This is a genomic window from Kangiella spongicola (assembly GCF_003194565.2).
Lineage (GTDB): Bacteria > Pseudomonadota > Gammaproteobacteria > Enterobacterales > Kangiellaceae > Kangiella > Kangiella spongicola.
Genome location: NZ_QICH01000002.1, coordinates 101,397 through 125,500, shown reverse-complemented (window position 1 = coordinate 125,500; position 24,104 = coordinate 101,397). Strand labels below are relative to the sequence as shown.

At 39.1% G+C, this 24,104-nt stretch carries 23 protein-coding genes; all 23 read left to right on the top strand.

All coding sequences use genetic code 11. The features are described from left to right. Positions 1 to 5: 5 nt before the first annotated feature. The 23 genes from DL796_RS06185 to DL796_RS06075 all read left to right on the top strand — a co-directional run bounded on the left by DL796_RS06185 (position 6) and on the right by DL796_RS06075 (position 24,100). Positions 6 to 1,466 carry a capsule assembly Wzi family protein gene (locus DL796_RS06185; protein WP_110200849.1) on the top strand — a complete coding sequence of 487 codons (1,461 nt, stop codon included), beginning with the start codon at positions 6 to 8 and terminating at the stop codon, positions 1,464 to 1,466. Between the two features lie 89 nt (positions 1,467 to 1,555). Further along, positions 1,556 to 2,515 carry a Wzz/FepE/Etk N-terminal domain-containing protein gene (locus DL796_RS06180; RefSeq protein ID WP_110200848.1) on the top strand — a complete coding sequence of 320 codons (960 nt, stop codon included), beginning with the start codon at positions 1,556 to 1,558 and terminating at the stop codon, positions 2,513 to 2,515. Between the two features lie 41 nt (positions 2,516 to 2,556). Further along, entirely contained in the window at positions 2,557 to 3,672 is a 1,116-nt protein-coding gene (gene wecB / locus DL796_RS06175; protein WP_110200847.1) for a non-hydrolyzing UDP-N-acetylglucosamine 2-epimerase, read from the top strand. 105 nt (positions 3,673 to 3,777) lie between these two features. Beyond that, entirely contained in the window at positions 3,778 to 5,049 is a 1,272-nt protein-coding gene (gene wecC, locus DL796_RS06170; protein WP_110200846.1) for a UDP-N-acetyl-D-mannosamine dehydrogenase, read from the top strand. Then, positions 5,049 to 6,329, top strand: coding sequence for a Vi polysaccharide biosynthesis UDP-N-acetylglucosamine C-6 dehydrogenase TviB (gene tviB / locus DL796_RS06165; RefSeq protein WP_110200845.1), 1,281 nt, complete (start codon positions 5,049 to 5,051; stop codon positions 6,327 to 6,329). Before wecC ends, tviB begins: the two co-directional genes overlap by 1 nt. 10 nt (positions 6,330 to 6,339) lie before the next feature. Then, positions 6,340 to 7,284: a Gfo/Idh/MocA family oxidoreductase gene (locus DL796_RS06160; protein ID WP_110200844.1), complete on the top strand. Its 945-nt coding sequence runs from the start codon at positions 6,340 to 6,342 to the stop codon at positions 7,282 to 7,284. A gap of 2 nt (positions 7,285 to 7,286) precedes the next feature. Then, positions 7,287 to 7,877, top strand: a complete 591-nt coding sequence (locus DL796_RS06155) for an acyltransferase (protein WP_110200843.1) — start codon at positions 7,287 to 7,289, stop codon at positions 7,875 to 7,877. A 1-nt stretch (position 7,878) separates the two neighbouring features. Then, positions 7,879 to 8,946 carry a DegT/DnrJ/EryC1/StrS family aminotransferase gene (locus DL796_RS06150; protein WP_110200842.1) on the top strand — a complete coding sequence of 356 codons (1,068 nt, stop codon included), beginning with the start codon at positions 7,879 to 7,881 and terminating at the stop codon, positions 8,944 to 8,946. A 16-nt stretch (positions 8,947 to 8,962) separates the two neighbouring features. Beyond that, positions 8,963 to 10,399 (top strand): lipopolysaccharide biosynthesis protein, encoded by a 1,437-nt coding sequence (locus DL796_RS06145; protein WP_146205075.1) that lies wholly within the window; start codon positions 8,963 to 8,965, stop codon positions 10,397 to 10,399. Between the two features lie 3 nt (positions 10,400 to 10,402). Continuing rightward, positions 10,403 to 11,032 carry an imidazole glycerol phosphate synthase subunit HisH gene (hisH, locus tag DL796_RS06140; protein ID WP_110200840.1) on the top strand — a complete coding sequence of 210 codons (630 nt, stop codon included), beginning with the start codon at positions 10,403 to 10,405 and terminating at the stop codon, positions 11,030 to 11,032. Next, entirely contained in the window at positions 11,025 to 11,789 is a 765-nt protein-coding gene (locus DL796_RS06135) for an AglZ/HisF2 family acetamidino modification protein (protein WP_110200839.1), read from the top strand. Before hisH ends, DL796_RS06135 begins: the two co-directional genes overlap by 8 nt. Then, positions 11,790 to 12,920 (top strand): N-acetyl sugar amidotransferase, encoded by a 1,131-nt coding sequence (locus DL796_RS06130; RefSeq protein WP_110200838.1) that lies wholly within the window; start codon positions 11,790 to 11,792, stop codon positions 12,918 to 12,920. Position 12,921: 1 nt separating this feature from the next. Beyond that, on the top strand, positions 12,922 to 14,001 hold the full coding sequence (locus DL796_RS06125; RefSeq protein WP_146205074.1) for a glycosyltransferase family protein: 1,080 nt from the start codon (positions 12,922 to 12,924) through the stop codon (positions 13,999 to 14,001). Between the two features lie 25 nt (positions 14,002 to 14,026). Continuing rightward, a complete protein-coding gene (locus DL796_RS06120; RefSeq protein ID WP_110200836.1) occupies positions 14,027 to 15,205 on the top strand; it encodes an O-antigen ligase family protein in 1,179 nt (392 codons plus the stop codon). Continuing rightward, positions 15,202 to 15,516, top strand: a complete 315-nt coding sequence (locus DL796_RS06115) for a hypothetical protein (protein WP_110200835.1) — start codon at positions 15,202 to 15,204, stop codon at positions 15,514 to 15,516. Before DL796_RS06120 ends, DL796_RS06115 begins: the two co-directional genes overlap by 4 nt. Positions 15,517 to 15,522: 6 nt before the next feature. Then, on the top strand, positions 15,523 to 16,233 hold the full coding sequence (locus DL796_RS06110) for a right-handed parallel beta-helix repeat-containing protein (RefSeq protein WP_406946421.1): 711 nt from the start codon (positions 15,523 to 15,525) through the stop codon (positions 16,231 to 16,233). Continuing rightward, a complete protein-coding gene (locus DL796_RS06105; RefSeq protein ID WP_110200833.1) occupies positions 16,196 to 16,498 on the top strand; it encodes a hypothetical protein in 303 nt (100 codons plus the stop codon). The genes DL796_RS06110 and DL796_RS06105 overlap by 38 nt, the downstream gene beginning before the upstream one ends. Continuing rightward, positions 16,495 to 18,663, top strand: a complete 2,169-nt coding sequence (locus DL796_RS06100) for a bi-domain-containing oxidoreductase (RefSeq protein WP_110200832.1) — start codon at positions 16,495 to 16,497, stop codon at positions 18,661 to 18,663. The genes DL796_RS06105 and DL796_RS06100 overlap by 4 nt, the downstream gene beginning before the upstream one ends. Next, positions 18,663 to 20,477: a heparinase II/III family protein gene (locus DL796_RS06095; protein ID WP_110200831.1), complete on the top strand. Its 1,815-nt coding sequence runs from the start codon at positions 18,663 to 18,665 to the stop codon at positions 20,475 to 20,477. Before DL796_RS06100 ends, DL796_RS06095 begins: the two co-directional genes overlap by 1 nt. 2 nt (positions 20,478 to 20,479) lie before the next feature. After that, complete coding sequence (locus DL796_RS06090; protein ID WP_110200830.1) at positions 20,480 to 21,697, top strand: glycosyltransferase family 4 protein; 1,218 nt, start codon at positions 20,480 to 20,482, stop codon at positions 21,695 to 21,697. Next, positions 21,694 to 22,290 carry a sugar transferase gene (locus DL796_RS06085; protein ID WP_110200829.1) on the top strand — a complete coding sequence of 199 codons (597 nt, stop codon included), beginning with the start codon at positions 21,694 to 21,696 and terminating at the stop codon, positions 22,288 to 22,290. Before DL796_RS06090 ends, DL796_RS06085 begins: the two co-directional genes overlap by 4 nt. Next, positions 22,283 to 22,906, top strand: a complete 624-nt coding sequence (locus DL796_RS06080; RefSeq protein ID WP_110200828.1) for an acetyltransferase — start codon at positions 22,283 to 22,285, stop codon at positions 22,904 to 22,906. The genes DL796_RS06085 and DL796_RS06080 overlap by 8 nt, the downstream gene beginning before the upstream one ends. A gap of 18 nt (positions 22,907 to 22,924) precedes the next feature. Then, positions 22,925 to 24,100 (top strand): DegT/DnrJ/EryC1/StrS family aminotransferase, encoded by a 1,176-nt coding sequence (locus tag DL796_RS06075; RefSeq protein WP_110200827.1) that lies wholly within the window; start codon positions 22,925 to 22,927, stop codon positions 24,098 to 24,100. Positions 24,101 to 24,104: the final 4 nt, after the last annotated feature.

Below are 24,104 nucleotides of genomic sequence, written 5' to 3'. Positions count from 1 at the left end.
ACATTATGAAAAAAACTTTAATAGCATTATTAATACTAAGCGGATCAATAGTTAAGGCAGAGCCTTGGCTAGATACGCGTGACGCTTGGTTGAGAGCGGACATCGAAGCACTGTCTGCACATGGAGTGATAAACACCCCAATAACTACTTGGCCACTTCCTTGGGCTCGAATCGTTAAAGATATTGATAATGTGGAGTTGGACCAAGTGCCAGAATCTTTAGTCCCAGCATTAATGCGTGTCAAAAGAAAGGCAAGAATAGAAACTTCAACAGATACACGCAGTGAACTATCACTAAAAGCGGGCAATGAAGGCAAGGTTTTACGACACTTTGGCGATGACCGTCGAGAAAAAGCTGAAATCACCTCTAGCAACAAAGGTATGACGAAAAGCTTTGCATGGAATATTGAAGCAACTAAAGCATTCAGCCCTTTTGATGGTGAAGAAGAGCGACTGGATCACAGCTACGTTGCAGGAATTTGGGGCAACTGGATTTTTTCAGCCGGCGCACAAGAGCGTTGGTATGGACCCGGTTGGGACAGTTCTCTTATTTTAAGTAATAACGCGAGGCCCGTCCCAAGCTTATCTATAAAAAGAAATTATGCAGATCCTTTTGAGAGCGACTGGTTATCATGGATCGGACCTTGGTCCGTTTCAGCCTTCGCTGGGCAGTTAGAAAGCGATCGCTTTATCCCTCATGCAAAACTAATCGGGATGTCAGTAACCTTTAAACCACTTGATTCATTAGAAATTGGTTTAAGACGAACCGCGCAGTGGGGAGGCGAGGGAAGACCTGAGTCATTATCTAGTTTGGTCGATCTCGCAATAGGTAGAACCAATTGTGATCAAATTGCAGATGGTTGTGATGATCGCCTCAACTCTGGTGAGGCAGGAAACCAAATAGCCGGGATCGATTTCGACTGGAGACTCCCTACAGAAACTTATCACGGTTCAATATATGGACAATTAATTGGTGAAGATGAAGCGGGTTATGCGCCTTCTAGAAAATTCTTCCAAATTGGTTACAAAAATAATTTCACTCTTGGTGGCGACACACTCGTTACTAGCTTTATAGAGTATGCTGATACCGAAAATGAGTACGCAAAAAACGTAACTTATGAGCACGGGATATATCGAACAGGTTATCGTACAGAAGGCAGAAGTATTGGTTCCACATACGACGCAGACTCTGAAAGTCTAACTTTTGGTATGCTTGCTTCTACAACATCCGGTTCTCGTTATAAAGTATCAGTTTCAAAAGTTGACATGAATAAAGGTGGTGTCGGAGACAATCATACTATTGCGACCAATGAACTGAACTTCAACAGGCTGTCGCTTAAATACCAAAAACCTTTTAAGCACGGTCTATTATCGGCTTCCATTGACTATCAAGATAAAGCTTTTGAAATATCAGGAGTTAATACTGATAAATATAATGTAGGGCTTTCATGGACAATGGAGTTATAAGTCGCCAATGTTAGTTTAACCAAGCCACCTAACAATCGTAATTGCGAGGCCTTTAGGCCGAAGCAATCTCTATACAAAATTAGAAAATTATGAAAAGTGAAAACAATCAACAATTAAGTCAAACTCAGCCACCACATCACGAAGACGAAATCGACTTACGTGAACTTTTTTCTATTCTCTGGAAAGGAAAGTGGATCATTATTGGAGTAACTTTCATTTTTGCCATTGCTTCCGTTGGGTACGCGCTTTACCTTCCTAATGAATATAAAGCAACAGCAGTTTTGCAGCCTAATGAAAGTGGAACTGGTGGGAAATTAGCATCTCTAGCAGGACAGTTTGGCGGCCTTGCTTCAATGGCTGGAATTAACTTGGGTGCAGGCGAATCATCAGATGCTGTCATAGCAATGGAAATCATGAAAAGCTGGGGTTTTGCAGAAGAATTTATTAATAAACATAATATTGCAGTAGAATTGTTTGCGGCTGAAGGGTGGGACCAATCTAAGAAAAAGCTGATCATAGATGATGATCTTTATAATGAAGCAACTGAAACCTGGGTCCGTGAGGCACCTAAAGGCAAAACTGTGGAGCCTAGTAGTTGGGAGTTATTCGAGGAATTCAAAGAACGATTGTCTATCAGTCAGGATAAAGATACCGGTTTAGTTAGCGTGTCGGTCACACACTACTCTCCAGAAATTGCAAAAGAGTGGGTAGATATGCTTACTAAAGATATCAACAAACTGATGAAAGATCGAGCTTTAGAAGAAGCCAACCAAAATATTCAATACCTTGAAGAGCAATTCAAAAGTACATCCTATGCAGAGCTAAGAGCAATGTTTAGTGAGTTAATCCAAGAGCAACACAAATCTAAAATGCTTGCACAGGTTTCTGATGAGTATGTATTTAAAGCAGTAAGTGCGGCAAAAACCCCGGAGGAGAAAGATAAGCCTAAGAGAGCACTGCTGGTAATCATAGCTGTTATTTTGGGCGGGATTATATCTGTATTTATTGTTTTTCTCATGAACTTCTTAAAGAATAACAAGCACAACTAAAAGACCTCTTTTGTGGGTTTAAAATAGGGAAAGTGATTAAAATGAAAGTATTAAGCGTTTTTGGCACTCGCCCAGAAGCCATTAAAATGGCTCCTTTGGTACATGCTCTGAATAATGATAGTCGTTTTGAATCTAAGGTATGTGTAACTGCGCAGCACCGAGAGATGTTAGACCAAGTGATAGAGCTGTTTAAGCTGACTGTGGATTATGATCTAAATTTGATGCAGGCAGGACAGACGTTGCCACAGCTGACTAGCCGTATTTTATTAGAGCTGACGCCTGTTCTAGAAGAGTTCAAGCCGAACGTGGTGTTGGTTCATGGAGATACTGCGACCACGTTCGCGGCGAGTTTAACGGCTTATTACCAACAAATTGCAGTGGGGCACGTTGAAGCTGGCCTGCGTACAGGTAATATTTATTCGCCTTGGCCTGAAGAAGCAAACCGCAAATTAACAGGGCAGTTGACCAAATACCACTTTGCACCAACCGATAACTCTAAAGAAAATCTTGCCAAGGAAAACTTCCCACAAGAGCATATATACATAACTGGTAACACCGTGATTGATGCGCTTTTAATGGTTAAAGAGCAGATTGAAGGCGATGCAACGCTAAGACAAGATCTAGCGATGCAATTCCCGATGCTTGACGAGAGCAAAAAACTGATTTTAGTTACAGGTCATCGCCGGGAGAGCTTCGGTGGCGGCTTTGAGCGTATCTGCGAAGCTCTGGCACAAACTGCAAAAGCGCATCCCAGCGCGCAGATTTTATATCCGGTTCATCTAAATCCGAATGTACAAGAGCCTGTAAAGCGCATCCTTAAGGATGTTAATAATGTTTTCCTCATCGAGCCACAGCAGTATTTGCCTTTTGTGTACCTTATGAATCGCTCACATATTATCCTTACAGACTCTGGTGGAATCCAAGAAGAAGCTCCAAGCTTGGGGAAGCCAGTTCTTGTAATGCGCGATACGACTGAGCGCCCTGAAGCGGTTGCTGCTGGTACGGTTAAGCTTGTAGGGACAAATGTAGAAAAAATTACCTCATCACTAAACGAATTACTGACTGATGAAGATGCTTATGCTGCGATGAGCCGAGCGCATAACCCCTATGGTGATGGTAATGCTAGTAAGCGTATCTGCGATGCTTTAGCTAATTGAAATTAGCTCTGTCCATGGATACCAGACTTTAAAGTCAACCCAAGAACAGTTTAACTTAACAAAACCAATATAATCAAAACTATCAATTTAAAAGCAAGGAAAACGATGTCATTCAACACAATATCAGTAGTAGGACTTGGCTATATAGGCCTACCTACGGCAGCGATGTTTGCGTCATGTAAGAAAACCGTTATCGGAGTCGATGTAAACCAAAAAGCAGTCGATATCATTAACCAAGGCAAAATCCATATTGTTGAGCCAGGCCTAGAAGGCATCGTTAGCGCAGCTGTAAAAGAGGGTTACTTTAAGGCGACGACTAAACCGGAGCCAGCTGATGCTTTTTTAATTGCGGTGCCGACGCCTTTTAAAAAGAGTGATTCCGTAATTCCAGAGCCTGACCTAAGTTATATCAAGGCAGCTGTTGAAGCAATTGCGCCAGTCTTGAAAAAAGGTGATTTAGTGATTCTTGAATCCACTTCGCCAGTAGGTGCTACTGAGCAGATGGCAGAGTGGCTAGCGGCAGCCCGTCCTGACCTCTCCTTCCCATCGTTTACTAGCGAAGCGATGACGGACTTTGATGTTAATATCGCACACTGCCCAGAGCGAGTGTTGCCAGGTCATGTTGTCGAAGAGTTAATATCTAACGACCGAGTGATCGGCGGAGTTTCAGAAGCCTGCTCAGCTAGAGCAGTAGAACTGTATAAAACCTTTGTCGAAGGTGAGTGTGTTGTGACTAATGCTCGCACTGCAGAAATGGCTAAACTGACAGAAAATTCATGCCGTGATGTACAAATAGCCTTTGCCAACGAGCTTTCAATAATTTGTGATAAGCTGGATATTAACGTCTGGGAGTTAATATCGCTTGCCAACCGTCATCCTCGCATAAATATATTGCAACCTGGTCCAGGTGTTGGTGGTCACTGTATCGCGGTAGACCCATGGTTTATTATCAGCAAATCACCTGATGAAGCAAAAATTATTCACACGGCACGCCAGGTGAATGATGCGAAACCTAGTTGGGTTATTGACAAAGTAAAAATCGCTATTAGCGACTTCCTACAAGCCAACCCAACTAAACGAATTGAAGATGTAACCGTTGCGTGTTATGGCTTAGCATTCAAGCCAGATATTGATGATCTTCGAGAAAGCCCAGCATTAAATATTGCTAAGCAACTTGCGGAGTTACACTCTGGGACTGTGTTAGCAGTTGAGCCAAATATAGCAAGCCTGCCAGAGTCTGAAGTGGCATTATGTCTAACCACTTTTGAAGATGCGAAGGGTAACGCTGATATCCATTTAATGCTAGTCGACCACAAAGAGTTTAAACAGACTATCATCGAGTCCGATTATCTGATCGATACTAAAGGTATTTGGTAATGAGAAAAGGTTTTACAGATAAAAGAATAGCAGTAATAGGCCTAGGGTATGTTGGTCTTCCTCTAGCAGTTGAGTTTGGTAAGAAATACTCAGTATTGGGGTTTGATATTAATCAAGCTCGAGTTGCGGAGCTTGAGAAGAAGCATGATTCTACTCTAGAAGTTTCAAGTGAGGACCTATCTAGTTCTGAGCATTTAGCGTTTTCTAGCAACAAGGAAGACTTGTCTGGTTGTAATATTTATATCGTGACGGTACCCACTCCTATTGATGACAGCTATGCTCCGGACTTAACGCCGTTGCGAAAAGCCTCTGAGCTGCTCGGGGAGTTTGTTAAGGAAGATGATGTTGTGATTTATGAGTCAACAGTTTACCCAGGGGCTACCGAAGAAGTATGTATTCCGATTATTGAAAAGGTGTCAGGGCTTGAGTTCAATAAAGACTTCTTTGCAGGTTATTCACCTGAGCGCATTAACCCGGGTGATAAGGTTAATACCTTAACTAAAATCATGAAGGTGACCTCAGGTTCCACGCCCGAGGTTGGGTTGTTTGTCGATAGTCTTTATGCATCCATCATTTCAGCAGGCACTCATTTAGCGAGTTCTATCAAAGTTGCTGAGGCGGCGAAGGTCATCGAAAATACTCAGCGTGACTTAAATATTGCCGTTATTAATGAGTTTGCAAAAATCTTTAATAAACTCGGTATTGATACTGAGGAAGTCTTAAATGCTGCTGGCACTAAGTGGAATTTCTTACGATTTAAACCTGGGCTTGTTGGTGGGCACTGTATCAGCGTTGACCCTTACTACTTGACCTACAAAGCTCAGGAAGTTGGTTACCGACCAGAAGTTATACTTGCCGGTCGCCGAATTAATGATGGCATGGGTGAATACGTAGCTACCCAGTTAGTTAAAAAGCTACTGCGAGAAAAGATTCATGTTGATGATGCAAGGGTCTTGGTCTTAGGCTTTACCTTTAAAGGCGACTGCCCTGATGTGAGAAACACCAAGATTATCGATGTCGTTACAGAATTAAAGGATTTCAACATGTCGGTTGATGTTTATGACTCTTGGGCAGATAAGAATGAAGTTAAGCATGAATATGGTGTAGAGCTGATATCCGAGTTATCCCCTAACAGTTATGATGCGATTGTTCTTGCCGTTGACCATAGCGATATCAAAAAGATGGGGGCTGAAGCTATTCGCAAGTTAGGGAAGTCAAAGCATGTTTTGTATGACGTCAAGCATGTTTTAGAGATTCACGAGTCAGATTTAAGGTTATAGGAATCGAATGATGAAGAAATTTGCGCTTATTGGAGCTGCTGGCTATATCGCCCCTCGTCACCTAAGAGCGATAAAGGATACTGGCCATGAACTGATTGCCGCCATGGATGTGAATGACTCAGTGGGCATTATGGATAGTCACTTTCCGAATGCTGAGTTTTTCACAGAGTTTGAAGATTTTTCAGCATTCGTTGACGATCAAACTATTCTGGGAAATAAACTGGACTATATTTCTATCTGTACGCCTAACTATTTGCACGTTGCTCATATAAAGTATGCGCTCAAAAATGGCATTGATGTAATTTGCGAGAAGCCATTGGTTTTAGAGAGCAAGCATCTCGATGAACTCAAAGCATATGAAGTAAAATATGGTGCGAGAGTAAACTCCATTTTGCAATTACGTTTGCATCCATCAATTATTGCGCTAAAAGAAAAAGTTGATGCAGCGCCTGCGGGGTATGTATTTGATGTGGATTTAACCTATATGACATCTCGTGGAAAATGGTACATGAAGTCATGGAAAGGATTTGACCAAAAGTCAGGGGGTGTGGCGACCAACATAGGCGTCCATTTTTATGACATGTTGCATTTTGTTTTTGGAAAGCTTTTAGCTAATGAAGTGCATTACCGTGATGAGAAAACGGCGAGTGGTTATTTGCACTATGAGCGAGCCCGCGTACGTTGGTTTCTATCCATTGATGCCAGTAATCTACCTGAGAATGCGGTAGCTGGGGAAAAGCTAACTTATCGCAGCATTACCATCGGTGATGAAGAGCTAGAGTTCTCAGGGGGCTTTACCGATTTGCACACACAAAGTTACCAGAATATTTTAAGTGACCATGGATTTGGTGTCGAAGAGAATCGGGTTGCTATTGAGACCGTTGAAAAAATACGCGTTCAACCCATAGCCGAAGCAGGCGATAAGGCCCATCCATTATTAAGCAAGGTTCTATAATCGTGAGTAAGGGATATCAAGTACACCCTTCGGCGATAGTTGATGAAGGAGCCGAAATAGGTGAAAACACGCGAGTGTGGCATTTTGTTCACGTCTGTGGTGGTGCGAAGATTGGACAAGGATGCTCACTGGGGCAGAACGTTTTTATTGGCAATCGTGTGACGGTAGGTAATAACGTCAAAATTCAGAATAACGTTTCGGTATACGACAATGTACACTTGGAGGATGATGTATTCTGTGGTCCTAGCATGGTGTTCACTAATGTATATAACCCGCGCTCTTTTATTGAACGTAAAACGGAATACCGCGATACTCTTGTTAAAAAAGGCGCTACCTTAGGCGCGAACTGTACCATTGTTTGCGGAGTAACCATTGGTCGTTATTCTTTAGTTGGGGCTGGCGCTGTCGTGAACAGCGATGTTAAGCCCTTTGCATTGATGGTTGGCGTACCGGCAAAACACATTGGTTGGATAAGTAAGTATGGTGAAAGACTTGAGCTACCGCTAGAAGGGGAAGAGCAAGTGACATGTCCTCATACTGGCGATGTTTATCAACTCTCAGGTAGTACATTAACGTTGGTTGACGAGAAATAATATGCAGTTCATTGACTTAAAAGCACAATATCAACATTTAAAATCAAAAATAGATAAACGCATTCAAGCCGTATTAGAGCATGGTCACTATATCATGGGGCCAGAGGTACAGGAGCTTGAAGAGAAGCTTGCTGAATATGTTGGTGTAAAACACGCTATTACCTGCGGAAATGGTACAGACGCATTAACGCTTGCCATGATGGTGCTCGATGTTAAGCCGGGTGATGCCGTTTTCTGTCCGACCTTTACCTTTTTTGCTACCGCAGAGGTTATTGCTTTTGAAGGCGCAACACCGGTATTTGTTGATGCTGATGAATCGACTTTCAATATCTGTCCTATTGACCTAGAAAAGCGCATACAGGCCGTCATTGCCGAGGGGACATTAACCCCTAAAGCCATTATAGCTGTTGACCTCTTTGGTTTGCCCGCAAACTACCCAGAGCTTGAGAAGATTGCTAAAAAGTATGACCTGAAGCTTGTCGAAGATGCCGCGCAAGGCTTTGGTGGCGCCATTAATGGTCAGAAAGCGGGAGGTTTTGGTGATATTGCCACGACGAGCTTTTTTCCAGCAAAACCGTTAGGGTGCTATGGTGATGGTGGCGCTGTTTTTACGAACAATGACGAGTACGCCGAGTTAATTAAATCTTATCGAGTGCACGGCAAAGGCAAGGACAAATACGACAATGTCCGTATTGGTATGAATAGTCGCTTAGACACTATACAGGCTGCTGTATTATTAGAGAAGTTGGCAGAGTTTCCGAAAGAGCTAATTGCAAGGAACCTAGCGGCTGAGAATTATGAAAATAGCTTAGCTGGGACATTTAAAACACCGCAAATTCCGGATGGTTACTTAAGCTCATGGGCACAATATACATTGGTTTCGGAAGATAGAGATGCCGCAATGGCAAAGTATAAAGAACAGGGCACACCCACTATGATTTACTATGGTACCTGCATGCATCAGCAGAGTGCATTTAAGGAGCTGGGATACCAAGCTGGGGACTTCCCTGTTGCTGAAAAGCTCGCTGAAACTGTGTTCAGTTTGCCTATGCATGGTTATCTGAAATAAAGTCGAAAATTGTAAAATGATGAGTTTTCAATCCGCCACTAAAATAAAAACAATTCTGACAGGGACTTTCTTGTCACAAGCAATCCCTCTTATAGCTTTGCCTTTTTTGTCTAGGTTATACTCCCCAACGGAATTTGGCTATTTCTCATTGTACTTTGTATGGGCATTAATTTTTGGAAACTGTCTATCGTTACGCTATGAGATGTCAATTGTTTTTGCAAAAAGTAATAGACTAGCAAATTTAGTCGGCAAAGTATGTTTAATTAATATAGCGCTTGTATTAGTCGTTTGTTTAGTTTTGCTCTCACTATACTTAACAGTAAGTACTCATTTTTTCGGGGTAGATTACGATATTATCTTTTTATTAAGTACTCTACTAAGTGGTGTGGCAATAGCATTAGCAAATATAGAAATTAACTTTAGAAATCGTAAAGGGCATTATAAAGAAATGTCTTTAATAATGATCTCACAACAGTTTCTATCTGCTGTGATGAAGATCTTGTTTGGAGTGGGTTTTTCACTCGGAATTGGTATTTATTTAGGACACACTATAGGTTTGGTTGTAGTGTCCAGTGTATGTTTATATCTTTTGTTGAAAAGATCTTTAAAAAAGTCAGTTCGTAGAGCAGATTACATAGCGATACTTAAAAAGTACAAAAAACTGCCGCTATTTAACCTTCCCTTAACATTACTGACATCATTTTCAAATGGTTTCCTAATAATAGTGCTGACTTCGTTTGAAATGTTTGTAGCTGCTGGGTTGGTAGGACTAAGTCGAACATTGATAAATGCTCCAGTTGGTATAGTTACTAGATCTATTGGGAAGGTATTTTTCGAATTAGCAGCTAAAGGACTTAAAAAGGAACATTCAACGGTAGAGACATTCGTAGATAAAATGATGGATATAATCTTACTATTGGGGGTTGCTCCTGCAGTTTTTATATCTTTTCACTCAGAAATCTTTTTAGTGTATTTCTTGGGGGAAGACTGGGTTGGAGTTGGGGCTTATGCATCATTTCTGATTCCTGTAGCTTTCATGTTATTACTTACTGGTTGGCCTGAAAGAGTCTTTGAAGTAGCAAATAAGCAAGAGGTTATTTTAAAGTATCAAGTACTATGTGATTCTATTACAATTCTAACCTTGGTAGTAGTTAGCTTTTTGTTTAAAGAACCAATTTATACTGTTGCATCTTACTCTGTTTGTGCTGTGCTTTATAATTTAGGTTATTTATATCTAGTATATAAAGTTGGTGACTTTGATATGAGGGGGCTTCAAGATAAATTGTTTAAATTGCTACTGCTATGTATTGTTAATGTTGTTGTACTTTATTTCATAAACTTTCAAATAAACTCTAGTTCATTATCAATTGTCACATCTGGTTTTTATATGATAACTGTCACTTTCTTTATGCTTCTAGCATTGATAAAGAAGCGTAAGATTTCTTCGGAGTAATAAATGAACAACTTGTGTAAAGTGGCGATTGTAGACTATGGAGCAGGGAATATTGGCTCTGTCCAGAACATGTTGAAGAGAGTTGGTGCTGAATCTTGTTTAGCAAAAAGTAGATCAGACATATTATCTGCGAACCTATTGATATTGCCTGGTGTAGGATCTTTCGATTATGGAATTATGAAACTCAGAGAGTCCAAGCTTCTTCCATATATTGAGGAGGCAGTTTTCCAGAACAAGATACCTATATTGGGTATTTGTCTAGGGATGCAACTTTTGACTAAAGGTAGTGACGAGGGAGGCCTTCCAGGTTTAGGTTGGATAGACGCCTATGCACACAAAATAGAAAGGGATGATATGTTCAGAGTTCCACATATGGGTTGGAATATAGCAAAACCAATAGTAGATATCGAATTAACCAAGGGGCTTCATGACTCGGCTAGATTCTACTTCGTGCACTCATATGAAGTCCACTGTGAGAGTGCTGATAATATACTATTTAAAACTAATTACGGAACTGAATTTAGTTCTGGGATTTATAAAGATAATATTTTTGGTGTGCAGTTTCACCCAGAGAAAAGTCACAAATTTGGTATGCAATTATTAAGAAATTTTATTGGGTATAGTAATGCTTGAAAAACGGATTATACCTACATTACTACTGAGTAAAGGGAAGCTAGTTAAGACAGTTAAGTTTAAAGACCCTGTGTATATTGGCGATCCCATTAACGCTGTTCGTATATTTAATGATAAAGAAGTTGATGAACTCTGCTTACTTGATATAACGGCTTCTAAAAGTAATGCCAAAATTAACTTCTCTCTGATGGAATCGATTACTAGAGAGGCGTTTATGCCGGTATGTTATGGGGGCGGTGTTAAGTCTATCGAAGATATAGACAGGTTATTTGCTCTTGGTATAGAGAAGGTAGCTTTAAATAATATACTTTTTAAGGACAAAGACCTAGTTATAGAGGCCGTAAGAAAATATGGAAGCCAAAGTATAGTAGCTTCTATTGACGTTAAAAAAAATATTTTTGGAAAATATAAAATTACATGCTTGTCGGGTACTAAGGGCTTAGAAATTAATTTTGACCAAGCCATAAAGTATTTGCATGACGTGAAAGTTGGTGAAATATATTTAACATCAATTAATAGAGAGGGGACGATGACGGGGTTTGATATGAATCTGGTAAAGTCCTTTAGTGAAAAAACTAATCTTCCAATGATAGTAAATGGCGGGGCTGGATGCTGCGAAGATATATTAGAAGTTTTTAAAAGTACAAATATTACTGCTGTTTCATGTGGTAGTTTTTTTGTATATAAGGGTAAACATCGTGCTGTACTGATTAACTACCCAAAAAATAAACTGTTAAGTTATTTAGGTGATATTTAAATGAATAATGCTAATTTAAAGCAATGTACATACTGTGTAATGGACTCTAGTGATCCTGATATTATATTTGATGAAGATGGTGTCTGCAATCATTGTGAAAATCACCGAAGAGTGCTGGCCGATATGCCCTCTGGGCAGGATAAAAAGCGAAAGCTAGAACAGTTGGTTACTACAATCCAGAAATCAGCTAAGAACAAAGAGTATGACTGTATAATTGGAGTCAGTGGGGGCGTTGATAGTACTTATCTCGCTTATAAAATTAAAGAGCTTGGTTTAAGACCTCTGGCTGTACACCTGGATAATGGATGGAACTCTGAGCTAGCAGTCAGTAATATTGAAAAAACATTAGATAAGCTTGATATTGATCTCTTTACATATGTGATTGATTGGAAGGAATTTAAAGATATACAACTTAGTTTCTTGAAAGCATCAGTTCCGGACGCAGAAGTTCCAACAGATCATGCGATCTCTGCAATACTTTATAGACTAGCTGCAAAATATAATATTGAATACATTTTGAATGGTAGTAATTTTACAACAGAAGGAATACTGCCGAAATCCTGGACATATGGCGTTAAAGATTTTAAGTATATTCGTGGGATTCAAAAAAAGTTTGGAACTGAAAAAATTACATCATTTCCACATTATGGATTAATAAAGCTTGCTTACTATCGTTTAATTAAAAACATTAAGCTGGTTAGAATACTAGACTTAATTGATTATGATAGAGATGAAGCCATGGATGTGCTACAAAATAATTTAGACTGGGTTTATTACGGTGGGAAACATTATGAGTCAGTTTATACTAGGTTCTTTCAATCTTATATATTACCTAAAAAGTTTGGAATAGATAAGAGAAAGGCACATTATTCTACATTGATCAATACAGGAAACCTAACGCGTGAAGAAGCAATTAATGAGTTATCCAAACCGCTATATGATGAAAACATTGTGCATGACAAGGAGTTTGTAGCAAAGAAATTTGATATATCATTAGAAGAGCTGGAAGATATTTTAAGTCTGCCTACTAAAACATATGCAGATTACGATAACTCCGAGCAATTACACTCTAAGTTTTTAAAAGTAACTCGTGAAAACTCTTTATTTAAGTTTATGAGACCTCATTCCTAGTATGAAAGTTTTAATTGTTACGAGAACTAACTGGAGTGAACCACCTAGAATCAGGCACCAACTTTGTCAAATGATGCTTGAGCAAGGGCATGAAGTAGTTTTTTTTGAAAAGCCAACAAATAACTTATTATCAACACTTAAATTAAGAAGAGTCTCAGAAAAATTAACTTTGGGCGTTTATCCTGAGTTGTTGCATCATCAGCTGAAATTATTTGGATTTCTCCGGTTTATAAATGCTAAGTTTGTAAAGAGTAAATTAAAGACGTATTTGAGAAATAATCGTTTTGATTTAGTCATCAACTTTAACTATGACTACTATTTTCTCACTTCACTGATAGACAAAGAAAAATTTATCACAATAATTAATGATGATTTTATTGCTCAAGCTAAGCCTTGGATGAAAACAGTTGTTAAAAAACAAATGCAAGAGACATGCGTGCGTTCTAAAGCAACACTATCTGTTTCATATCCCTTAGATAACATGTTGAAGCTGTTTAGCAATAATTCATATTTATTTTTACCTTGGTGTGATGACCAGTACGAACAACCACAAAAGTCAGGAAATAGGAATGTGGTTTTATATTACGGCTTCATAAACAATAGAATTGATTGGAGTATAATTAAGGGGCTTTTAGAGCAGAAAGTTCAGCTCAGGTTTGTAGGGCCAATTAATGAAAAAAAAGCTAAGCAACTAGTCAGAAAACTCTCTAGCTATGAGAACTTCGAATACTTACCACCTCGGTGCTTAAGTGAAGTAAACCTTCAAGATGTATGTTGCTCTATTGCCCCCTATGATATCAAAATTAAGTCAGTGCAAGCTTGTACTATAAGTAATAGAGCATTTAGATTATTAGCTAAAGGCATTCCAGTTATTTATCCAAGTCTCCCCTATATTATCGAATCCCCAAATGAAGTTATTTCAACTGCAAGTAGTGTAAATGAATACATAGATAATATTAATTTTTACAAACACAGTTTTTACGAATGTCAACCAAGTATAAGAGAATTTTTAGCTTCACATCATAGTGCTTCACGTTATCAGTTGTTGCAAACCATAGTCCCGAATGTAACCTTTTCATGAATGTAAAGAACTTATCAATCGCAGTATGAAACTGAATGAAGATCAAGCTGTAGTTAGCACTATGGTCGCATTAATAGCTATGGTGTATACAGTTGCCCCTGTAGCAAACTATTATCTATATTCATTTGGTTTTTATTTCTTGAATTTATCAGTAATTGGATTTGCATGTGTTTTCGTTTATTTGCTGGTATATACAATAATAAAACCTAGGATGGTTGTCTTCCTTTTTTCAAAAAAGCTTTTTGTGATATTGGTATCATTGTTACCATTTCTCATAGTTACAATAATCTCATTTTTTTATTCACGTAATATAGACTATGCATTCACAAAACTTTTCTCCCTTGTAATTAATATTACATTTATGTTTTGGATTGCTAGTCAGTTCAATGAGAAAGCATTTTCGATTTATATCAAAAGCACAATTATTACTAGTTTAATCTTAGGTCTTCTTTATCCATATTTTTATAGTGGCTTATTTGAAGCTGCGCCAGATATATCTAGTGATAATATCTCTGTTTATCTTACGTCAGGATCACTTTTAGCATTTTGCGGTGTATTACAAGTTGTCTTTAAGCCATTTAAATTTCTATATGGAGTATGGTTGGCAATTATTTACGTTGAAATCATATTTACCGGGGCTCGTGGCCCGTTATTGTTTTTACTTATTTGTCATTTCCTGCACAATGTAGTTGTTATGCGAAAGCTTTCAACACTATATTTTTTAACTCCAGTTTTAATAATGGTTATTTTTTATATTATAAGCATTGATTCTGGCGATAGTTTGCTGTCAAGAGCTATTTGGAGGTTCTCACTCGTTTTCGATGGTAACTCAGGTGCTCGTTTTGAATATTGGAGTCTATTTTATGAACACCTCACTAAGCTAGGCTTACTACTTTTTGGTGCTGGTTTAGGTAGTTATGGGGTAATTGCTTTTGGTCCAGGTGTACGCGATTATCCCCACAACTTATTCATAGGTATTATAGCCGATTCAGGTATTTTGGGATTATTGTGTTTTATTGTATTTATAGTGACTCTAATCAGGCTAATGGTATTACATCGGATGTACAAGTATTCAGTAGTACTGTTACTTCCGTTTTTAGAGTTACAAAAGAGCTCAACGTATGCAGAATTTCGAATTTTTTGGATATCTATAGGGGTGATTTTATTCTTAGCTATTGGCAAAGGGTATTTTAGTAGAAAATGAATATACGTTTTATTTTAATATCCATCTTACTTGCTCTTATTCAACTATTAATAGCTTGTAAAGATAGCTCTGATAACCCTAAAGAGGTTGGTGAGAATGTATATGGAAGAATAGCAGGGTCATACCAAGATATTAAATGCTCACATGATAACTCTTGTGTATCCAATGCTGATGAGTTTAAACAAGCAATAGCAAGAAAAGAAGAACAAATTATTTTAAAAAATGGAAATTACGATTTAGGTGTTATTTCAATAGATTATCCTGTTAAAATTGGCTCATCAAAAAAAGGTGCCGCAACTGTTACCGGTTAGAGTTTCCTGAATATTAAAGCTGATGACGTTGTAATAGAGGGCTTAACTTTTTTAAATGGTGCTTCACCCTCAGGAGGGACAGAACTAGACCGTCATGGTGTGATTTTTATTCAATCAAATAGTGTTCTTATTGAAAATAATGATTTTGTTTCAATTGGAATAAATACAAGCTTAGAAGACAAAACAGGTATTGGTATATTAATTTCTAGCTCAAAAAATGTAGTGATTCGATATAATACATTTAGAAATAGTCAGGCCATTGCAATTGCCTCTGGGGATCATTCTAAATATATACAGGTTATCAATAATGATTTTATTGATAGTCACTACTTTGGAGGGGCTGAGGAAGTTATTCACTTTGGTGACGCAACATCTATAAGGCAAGGTGAGTCACCTTCTGAAGATGATACATACCATGAGTTTTCTAATAATTATGTATCCAACTGGAATTTGGAAAAAGAGCTCATATCAATTAAATCTAATAAAAATAAAATTTATAACAATTACTTTGAAAATAACTCATACTCGGCGATTGTAGTTAGAATGGGTAATGAAAATCAAATATATAATAATATAATGGTTGGTAACTCTATTTTTCCATTTAGAGTTTCTGGTGAACGAAATTTGTTCCTGAATAATAAAGTTTGTGGCTCTGGTGCTGTAGTCGCTTCATGCGGAGATGATTTATTCAGAGTTTCGTCCAGACCTTTACAATAGCTACTGGGCTGCAAAGGATAATGTTTTCCTAAATAATCATTTTTATGGGTATAACAAGTTAGCAATTATAGATGAGGGTGATGCAGCTGAAAGTGATTATTTAGCTAGTTATCCAGATAATAATTTGTTTAAAGGTAATGTGTTTATGTCAAAAGATTATTTTGATACTAACCTTATTGGCACAGTGCTGGTAAACAACTCAATAGTTCAGGGCAGTAGTAACTGTCCCTTTTATTCAAGACATGAGTCAAAAGAGAAAAAATGAAACAAATCCTTCAAGACATGGCTAAAGGAGGTTCATCTATAGTTGAAGCTCCTGCACCACAAATTAAGAGTAATTATGTTTTAATTAATACGAGTAGTACGCTTATATCTGCGGGTACTGAACGGATGTTGGTGGACTTTGGTAAAGCCAGTTTAATCGACAAAGCACGTTCACAGCCAGACAAAGTGAAAATGGTGTTGGAGAAAGTACAAACAGATGGCTTAATTACTACGGTTGATGCAGTTAAGTCTAAGCTAGCTCAGCCTTTACCACTAGGTTATTCCAACGTAGGTGTGGTTGCTGATGTTGGCAAGGGGGCCGAACAATTTAAAGTTGGTGATAGAGTTGTTTCTAATGGCCCTCACGCAGATGTTGTCCGCGTTGCTAAAAATCTAGTTGCAAAAATCCCAGATAATGTTTCTGATGAAGAAGCTGCATTTACTGTCGTTGCGAGTATTGGCTTGCAAGGTATTCGCTTAGCGTCGCCTACTTTGGGTGAATGCTTTGTTGTAACTGGTGTTGGCTTAATTGGCTTACTAACTGTGCAAATGCTTCGCGCTCAAGGCTGTAGAGTGTTAGCCATCGATTTTGACCAATCTAAGCTTGACTTGGCAAAACAGTTTGGCGCTGAAATATGTAATCCAGGCTTGGGTGAAGACCCTATTGCGGCAGGTATGGCTTTTAGCCGTGGTGTTGGAGTCGATGGTGTTATTATTACAGCATCTACTAAGTCAACTGATCCAGTTACTCAAGCGGCTAGAATGAGTCGCAAACGTGGTCGTATTATTTTAGTGGGTGTTACAGGTTTAGAGTTAAGTCGAGCAGACTTTTATGAAAAGGAATTAACTTTTCAGGTTTCATGTTCTTATGGTCCTGGGCGTTATGATCCTGCTTATGAAGAGAAAGGTAATGATTATCCATTAGCCTTTGTTCGCTGGACTGAGCAGCGTAACTTTGAAGCTATATTAGATATGATGTCTAGTGGTCACCTAGATGTTAAACCACTTATCAGTCATAGATTTAAATTTGAAGATGCTAGTGCTGCATATGATGTATTGACTACTGACAAAAGTGCTTTAGGTATCTTGTTACAATTTGATTCAGCCATAGATAGCCGTCATGATAAAACTGTACACCTGGGTATTTCCAAGGGAGTATCCCTAGCTTCTAACCCCCCTATGAATCACTTAGCAAATGAAGCGGTTGTTGGCTTTGTTGGTGCTGGAAATTATGCATCTAGAATGTTGATACCGGCATTTAAAAAAGCTGGGGCTAAGCTGCACAGTATTGCAACTTCAGGAGGTATAAATGGTGTGACTCATGGGGAAAAAGCCGGTTTTACTGAAGCAACCACTGATACAGAAGCCATGATTAATGACTCTAATATTAATACCATTGCTATTGTTACTCAGCACAATTCACATGCTCATTTTGTCCAACAAGCCCTTAAAGCCGGTAAAAATGTTTTTGTGGAAAAACCCCTTGCAATAACACATACAGAATTAGCTGATGTTAAAGCGGCTTATGAGTTAGCTTGTAAAGCAGAAAAAACACCTAAGTTAATGGTGGGTTTTAACCGGAGGTTTTCTCCACAAATACAAAAAATGAAAGCCTTATTATCTCCTATTAAAGAGCCTAAATCTTTTATTATGACCATGAACGCTGGGGCTATTCCTAGTGACCATTGGACACAAGATGTAAATGTAGGTGGAGGGCGTATTATTGGTGAAGCATGCCACTTTATAGATTTAATGCGCTTTTTAGCAGGTAGTGAGATTATTTCAGTACAAGCACGCAGAATGGGCGATACTAACTCGGTTGATATTACAGAAGATAAAGCCGCGATTATTTTAGGCTTTGCTGATGGCTCTTTTGGCACCATTCATTATTTAGCTAATGGTGCGGCTAGTTTCCCTAAAGAAAGGATAGAGGTTTTTGCCGCCGGAGGTACTTTGCAGCTTGATAACTTTATCAAACTAAAGGGCTTTGGTTGGAAAGGGTTTAAAAAGCTGAACTTGTGGAAACAAGACAAAGGTCAAAAAGCATGCTCGACTGCATTTATTGATTCAATTAAAAATGGCACGGCATCACCTATTGCTGCTGAAGAACTTTTTGAAGTGGCAAAAGTAACAATAGATATTGCCGAACAGTTGCGTTTACAGTAATGCAAATAGTTAAAATTAAAACCGCACTTGCTTTAGGTGTTACTAACTTAGCTCGTGTGCTGTTTTATCAGTTAAGTATTAAAATGGGCTTAAACCCTGTAAAAAAATTACAGAGTGAAATTGTAACGGGCCCTTTTTTTACAGCCGAAGATATAGAAACAGTTAACACTAAAACTAATGGACAATGGTTAGGCAAGCACACTTATTTTGGCCAAAGTACAACTAATAGCACTATTCCTGATTGGCATCAAAGTTGTTTGACAAAAAAAATTGCGACAAGGTCGTTACCTTGGTTTGCAATCTCTGATTTTAATAATGAATTGGGTGATATTAAAGGTGTATGGGAAGCGTCTCGATTTGATTGGGTAATTAGCTTTGCTCAACAAGCTAAGCAGGGTGATAAGGATGCACTAACCAAGTTAAATAATTGGATATTAGATTGGCTAAACAATAATGCGCCTTATGATGGCGTTAATTGGAAATGTGGCCAAGAAGCGTCTATTCGGGTTATGCATTTAGCGCTTGCTGCGTTATTGCTTGACCAAACTAAAAGCTCAACACCAGCCTTATTAAGTTTTATTAAGGCCCATTTAAAGCGTATTTCATCCACTATTATGTATGCTGTTGCGCAAGATAATAACCATGGTACCTCTGAAGCTGCTGCTTTATATATTGGTGGCAGTTGGTTAGCCATTAATGGTGATAACGAGGGGTTTAAATGGCAAAAACAAGGTGTTAAATGGTTAGAAAACCGTATTGACCATTTAATTGAGGATGATGGCAGCTTTAGCCAGTACTCGGTAAATTATCATAGAGTAATGTTAGACAGCATCAGTCTAGTTGAAGTATGGCGCACTAAGCATTCGTTAGATAAATTTTCCTCTCGTTTTTATTCCAAAATGGCACTAGCCACAGATTGGTTATTTTATTTTACGAATGTTAAAAGCGGCGATGCACCAAATTTAGGGGCTAATGATGGTGCTAGGTTAATACCATTAACGGGCACTGATTACCGTGATTTTAGGCCAAGTGTACAGTTAGCCAGTGCTGTTTTTAAACAGCAATTAGCTTATCTAGGTGAGGGTGAATATAACTTGCCTTTATTTTGGTTAAATATAGCGTTAAGTAAGAACAAAAGCCCCGTAAAAAAGAGTAAAGACTTTACTAACGGTGGTTATGCTTATCTTACAAAAGCTAATACTGAACTGTTTTTACGTTATCCAAACTTTAAGTTTAGGCCAAGTCAGTGTGATGCCTTGCATCTCGATTTCTGGTTAGGGAATAAAAACATATTTAGGGATGGCGGCACCTTTAGTTATAATGCAGGCCAGCAATATATTGACTATTACGGCGGTGTGCAAAGCCATAATACAGTGCAATTTGATAATCATGATCAAATGCCACGCTTAAGCCGGTTTTTATTAGGGGATTGGTTAAAAACCAGCTTTAAGCAGCCCTTAATCCTTACGGATTCTAGTCAGAGTTTTGCAGCCGGCTACAAAGATCGTTTTGGTTGCGAGCATATTCGCAGTATTGCTTTAACAGAGCAGTCGCTAACTATTAGCGATAAGGTTTCTGGCTTTACCGATAAAGCAGTTTTAAGGTTTAGATTGCACCCTGCTGACTGGCATATTGTGGATACAACCTTGGTGAGCAAGTTATGCAAAATTAATTTTTCTTCATCCGTGCCGATTAATCGCTTAGAGATAACTACCGGCTTAGAATCCCGTTATTACTATCAAGAGTCTAAAATTCCAGTATTGGAACTCGAAGTTAGTAAAGCCGGAACAATTACAACAGAAGTCACTTTTTAACTATGAGAATTCTATATTTTCACCAGCACTTTTCTACCCCACAAGGATCTACAGGTATCCGTTCATACGAGATGGCTAAACGTTTAATTAAACATGGCCATCATGTGACTATGGTGTGCGGTAGCTACGGTGGTGGTAATACCGGTTTAACTGTAGATTTTATTAGGGGAAAAAGGCAAGGCCAAGTTGAAGGCATTAATATTATTGAATTTGATTTAGCCTATTCAAATGCTGATGGATTTATTAAACGGGCTTCAACCTTCTCAAAATTTGCTTTAAAAAGTATTGGAATAGCACTGAGTCACAAATATGATGTGGTATTTGCAACTACTACACCTTTAACTGCTGGTATTCCTGGTATTTTTGCTCGCTGGTTCCGCCGTAAAACCTTTGTTTTTGAAGTACGTGATTTATGGCCTGAATTACCTAAAGAAATGGGCGTGATTACTAATCCAGCGGTATTAGCAATGATGTCGGCTTTAGAGTGGATGTCGTATCGAAGTGCTCATCGTTGTATTGGGTTATCACCTGGCATTGTAGAAGGCATAAAAAAACGTGGCGTAGCAGCAGATAAAGTGGCCTTAGTTCCTAATGGCTGCGATTTGAGTATTTTTGGCCAAGAGGTTTTACCATGGAGACCCGAAGGTGTTACAGAGTCAGACCTTATGGCTATTTTTACTGGGACACATGGTATGGCAAATGGTTTAGATGCAGCGCTAAATGCGGCCAGTGTACTAAAAAAACGCGGTAGAACAGATATCAAAATTGTATTTGTAGGCCAAGGCAAGCTGAAATCGCAACTTGTAGCAAGAGCAAAGTCTGAGCAGCTAGATAATGTGATCTTTCATGACCCTGTAAATAAAGCCAAGCTAGCTGAGCTAATGCAGTGCGCTGATGTTGGTTTACAACTATTGTCAAATATTCCTGCCTTTTATTATGGTACTTCACCTAATAAGTTTTTTGATTATATTTCTGCGGGTTTACCAGTTCTAAATAATTACCCAGGCTGGTTAGCTGGTATGATTACTGAGCACAACTGTGGCTATTCAGTTGAGCCAGATAATCCGATTGCATTTGCTGATGCGCTAGAACATGCGGCAGATAATAAAGCAGCTTTACCCAAAATGGGTGAAAATGCTAAGGCCTTAGCTAAGCGGGAGTTTAATCGTTATGAATTAGCGGATAAGTGGGTTGCATGGGTAACGGGAGCTAATCAATGAAGCGGTTGTTTGACTTTATAGTTTCTTTGATAGCTTTAATTCTTCTGATGCCAGTTATATTGATAGTTACATTGTTAATTCGCTTTAAACTTGGCTCTCCTGTTTTGTTTCGGCAGGTTCGGCCTGGAAAAGATGGTAAAACCTTTGAAATGATAAAATTTCGCACGATGCGAGATGCTTATAATGCTGATGGCGAACCTTTGCCTGACAGTGAAAGGATGACTGCATTTGGTAGTTTCCTACGCTCCACTAGCCTAGATGAGTTACCTGGCCTTTGGAATGTATTAAAAGGTGAGATGAGCTTAGTAGGGCCGCGCCCTTTGTTAGTCAAGTATTTGCCGTTATATAGCGAGGAACAAGCGCGTCGTCACGAAGTTCGGCCTGGTATTACAGGCTGGGCGCAGGTTAATGGGCGCAATGCTATTAGCTGGGAAGAAAAGTTTAAATATGATGTTTGGTACGTTGATAACCAAAGTTTCATGTTAGATATGAAAATACTTTTTTTAACCGTTAAAAAGGTATTTGTACGTGAAGGTATTAGTGCAGATGGTAATGTAACTATGGAGCACTTTAAAGGTAACCATAATGACTAAGCTAGCAATTTTAGGGGCCAGTGGGCATGGTAAAGTTTTAGCTAATGTAGCTGAGAAGCTAGGCTATACAGTGAGCTTTTTTGATGATGCATACCCCAGTAAGGCAACACTAGAGCATTGGTCTATTGATGGTACTTTTGACGACCTTCTTGAACTGGACCGCAAAGAATACCAAGTAGCTGTTGCTATAGGTGATAATGCGGTTAGGAAGCAAAAACTTGAGACGTTATCCGAGTTAGGTTTTAAATTACCTGTACTCATCGATTCTAGTGCCACGGTTAGTCAGTATGCAAGCCTAAAGTCGGGTACGGTTGTATTTCCTGGTGCTGTTATTAATGCTTTTGCTAAAGTAGGAAAAGGCGGGATTGTTAACTCGGGTGCTATCGTTGAGCATGATTGCGAGGTTCTTGATTATTGTCACTTAAGTCCAAACAGTGCTTTGGCTGGAAATGTTTACGTTGGAAGCGGAAGCTGGGTAGGAATGGGAAGTCAGGTGAGACAGGGGATATCTATCGGTGACAATACGGTTATTGGTGCTGGTAGTGTTGTTGTTAAAGATATTCCTTCGTATGTTACAGCTTTTGGAGCTCCTGCTACTGTTGTGTGCAACTCTTAACTAATTCATAGGAAAAACATGTTAAATACTAATTTTTCTCCATGGCCTTCTTTTACTGAAGAAGAAGCTAATGCTGTAAGTAAAGTTGTTTTATCGAACAAAGTTAACTATTGGACTGGTACTGAGTGTCGAGAGTTTGAGAATGAGTTTGCTGAGTTTGCTGACTCTAAATATGCGGTTGCTGTGATGAATGGCACGGTTGCTCTTGATGTTGCACTCGAGGCGCTTGGTTTAGGCGAAGGCGATGAGGTTATTGTAACGCCTAGAACTTTCTTGGCTTCGGTTTCATCGGTGGTGAACACTGGAGCGACTCCTGTGTTTGCTGATGTTGATTTGGATAGTCAGAATATTGAAGCTCATACTATTGAGCCTTTTATTACGGATAAGACGAAAGCTGTTGTGGTTGTGCATCTAGCTGGGCGCCCAGCAGATATGGATCCGATTATGGCACTGGCTGAGATGCACGGTTTTTATGTCATCGAAGACTGTGCTCAGGGACATGGTGCTAAGTATAATGGTCGTTCGGTTGGCTCGATTGGTCATGTCGGCTGTTGGTCTTTTTGCCAAGATAAGATCATGACTACTGGTGGAGAAGGCGGCATGGTGACGACTAATGATGAACAGTTATGGCGAAAAATGTGGTCCTTTAAAGACCATGGGAAAAGTTACGAAGCTGTTTATGAGCGAGAGCACGCGCCAGGATTTCGTTGGTTGCACGAAAGCTTTGGTACTAACTGGCGCATGACTGAAATGCAGGCGGTTATTGGTCGTATTCAGCTGACTCGTATGCAGGAGTGGACTAAACGGCGGAATGAGAATGCGACTAGGATTCAATCTGTTTGCTCTGAGTTTTCGGTGGTTCGAGTTCCTCGGACTCCAGATGGTATGCTTCATGCTCAATATAAGTTTTATGCGTTTGTTGAGCCGAGTCAATTAAAAGATGGCTGGAGCCGTGATCGTATTGTTGACGAAATCGTTTCTCGTGATGTGCCTTGTTTTCAGGGAAGTTGCTCAGAAGTGTATTTAGAGAAAGCTTTTGACAATACGCCTTGGCGCCCCGAGCAGAGTTTACCTAACGCAAAACAGCTGGGTGAAACGAGCTTGATGTTCTTAGTGCATCCAACTCTAACCGACGAAGAAATTCAAAAGACTTGTACTGTAATTAACGATGTTATGACGCAAGCTCAAAAGTAATTAG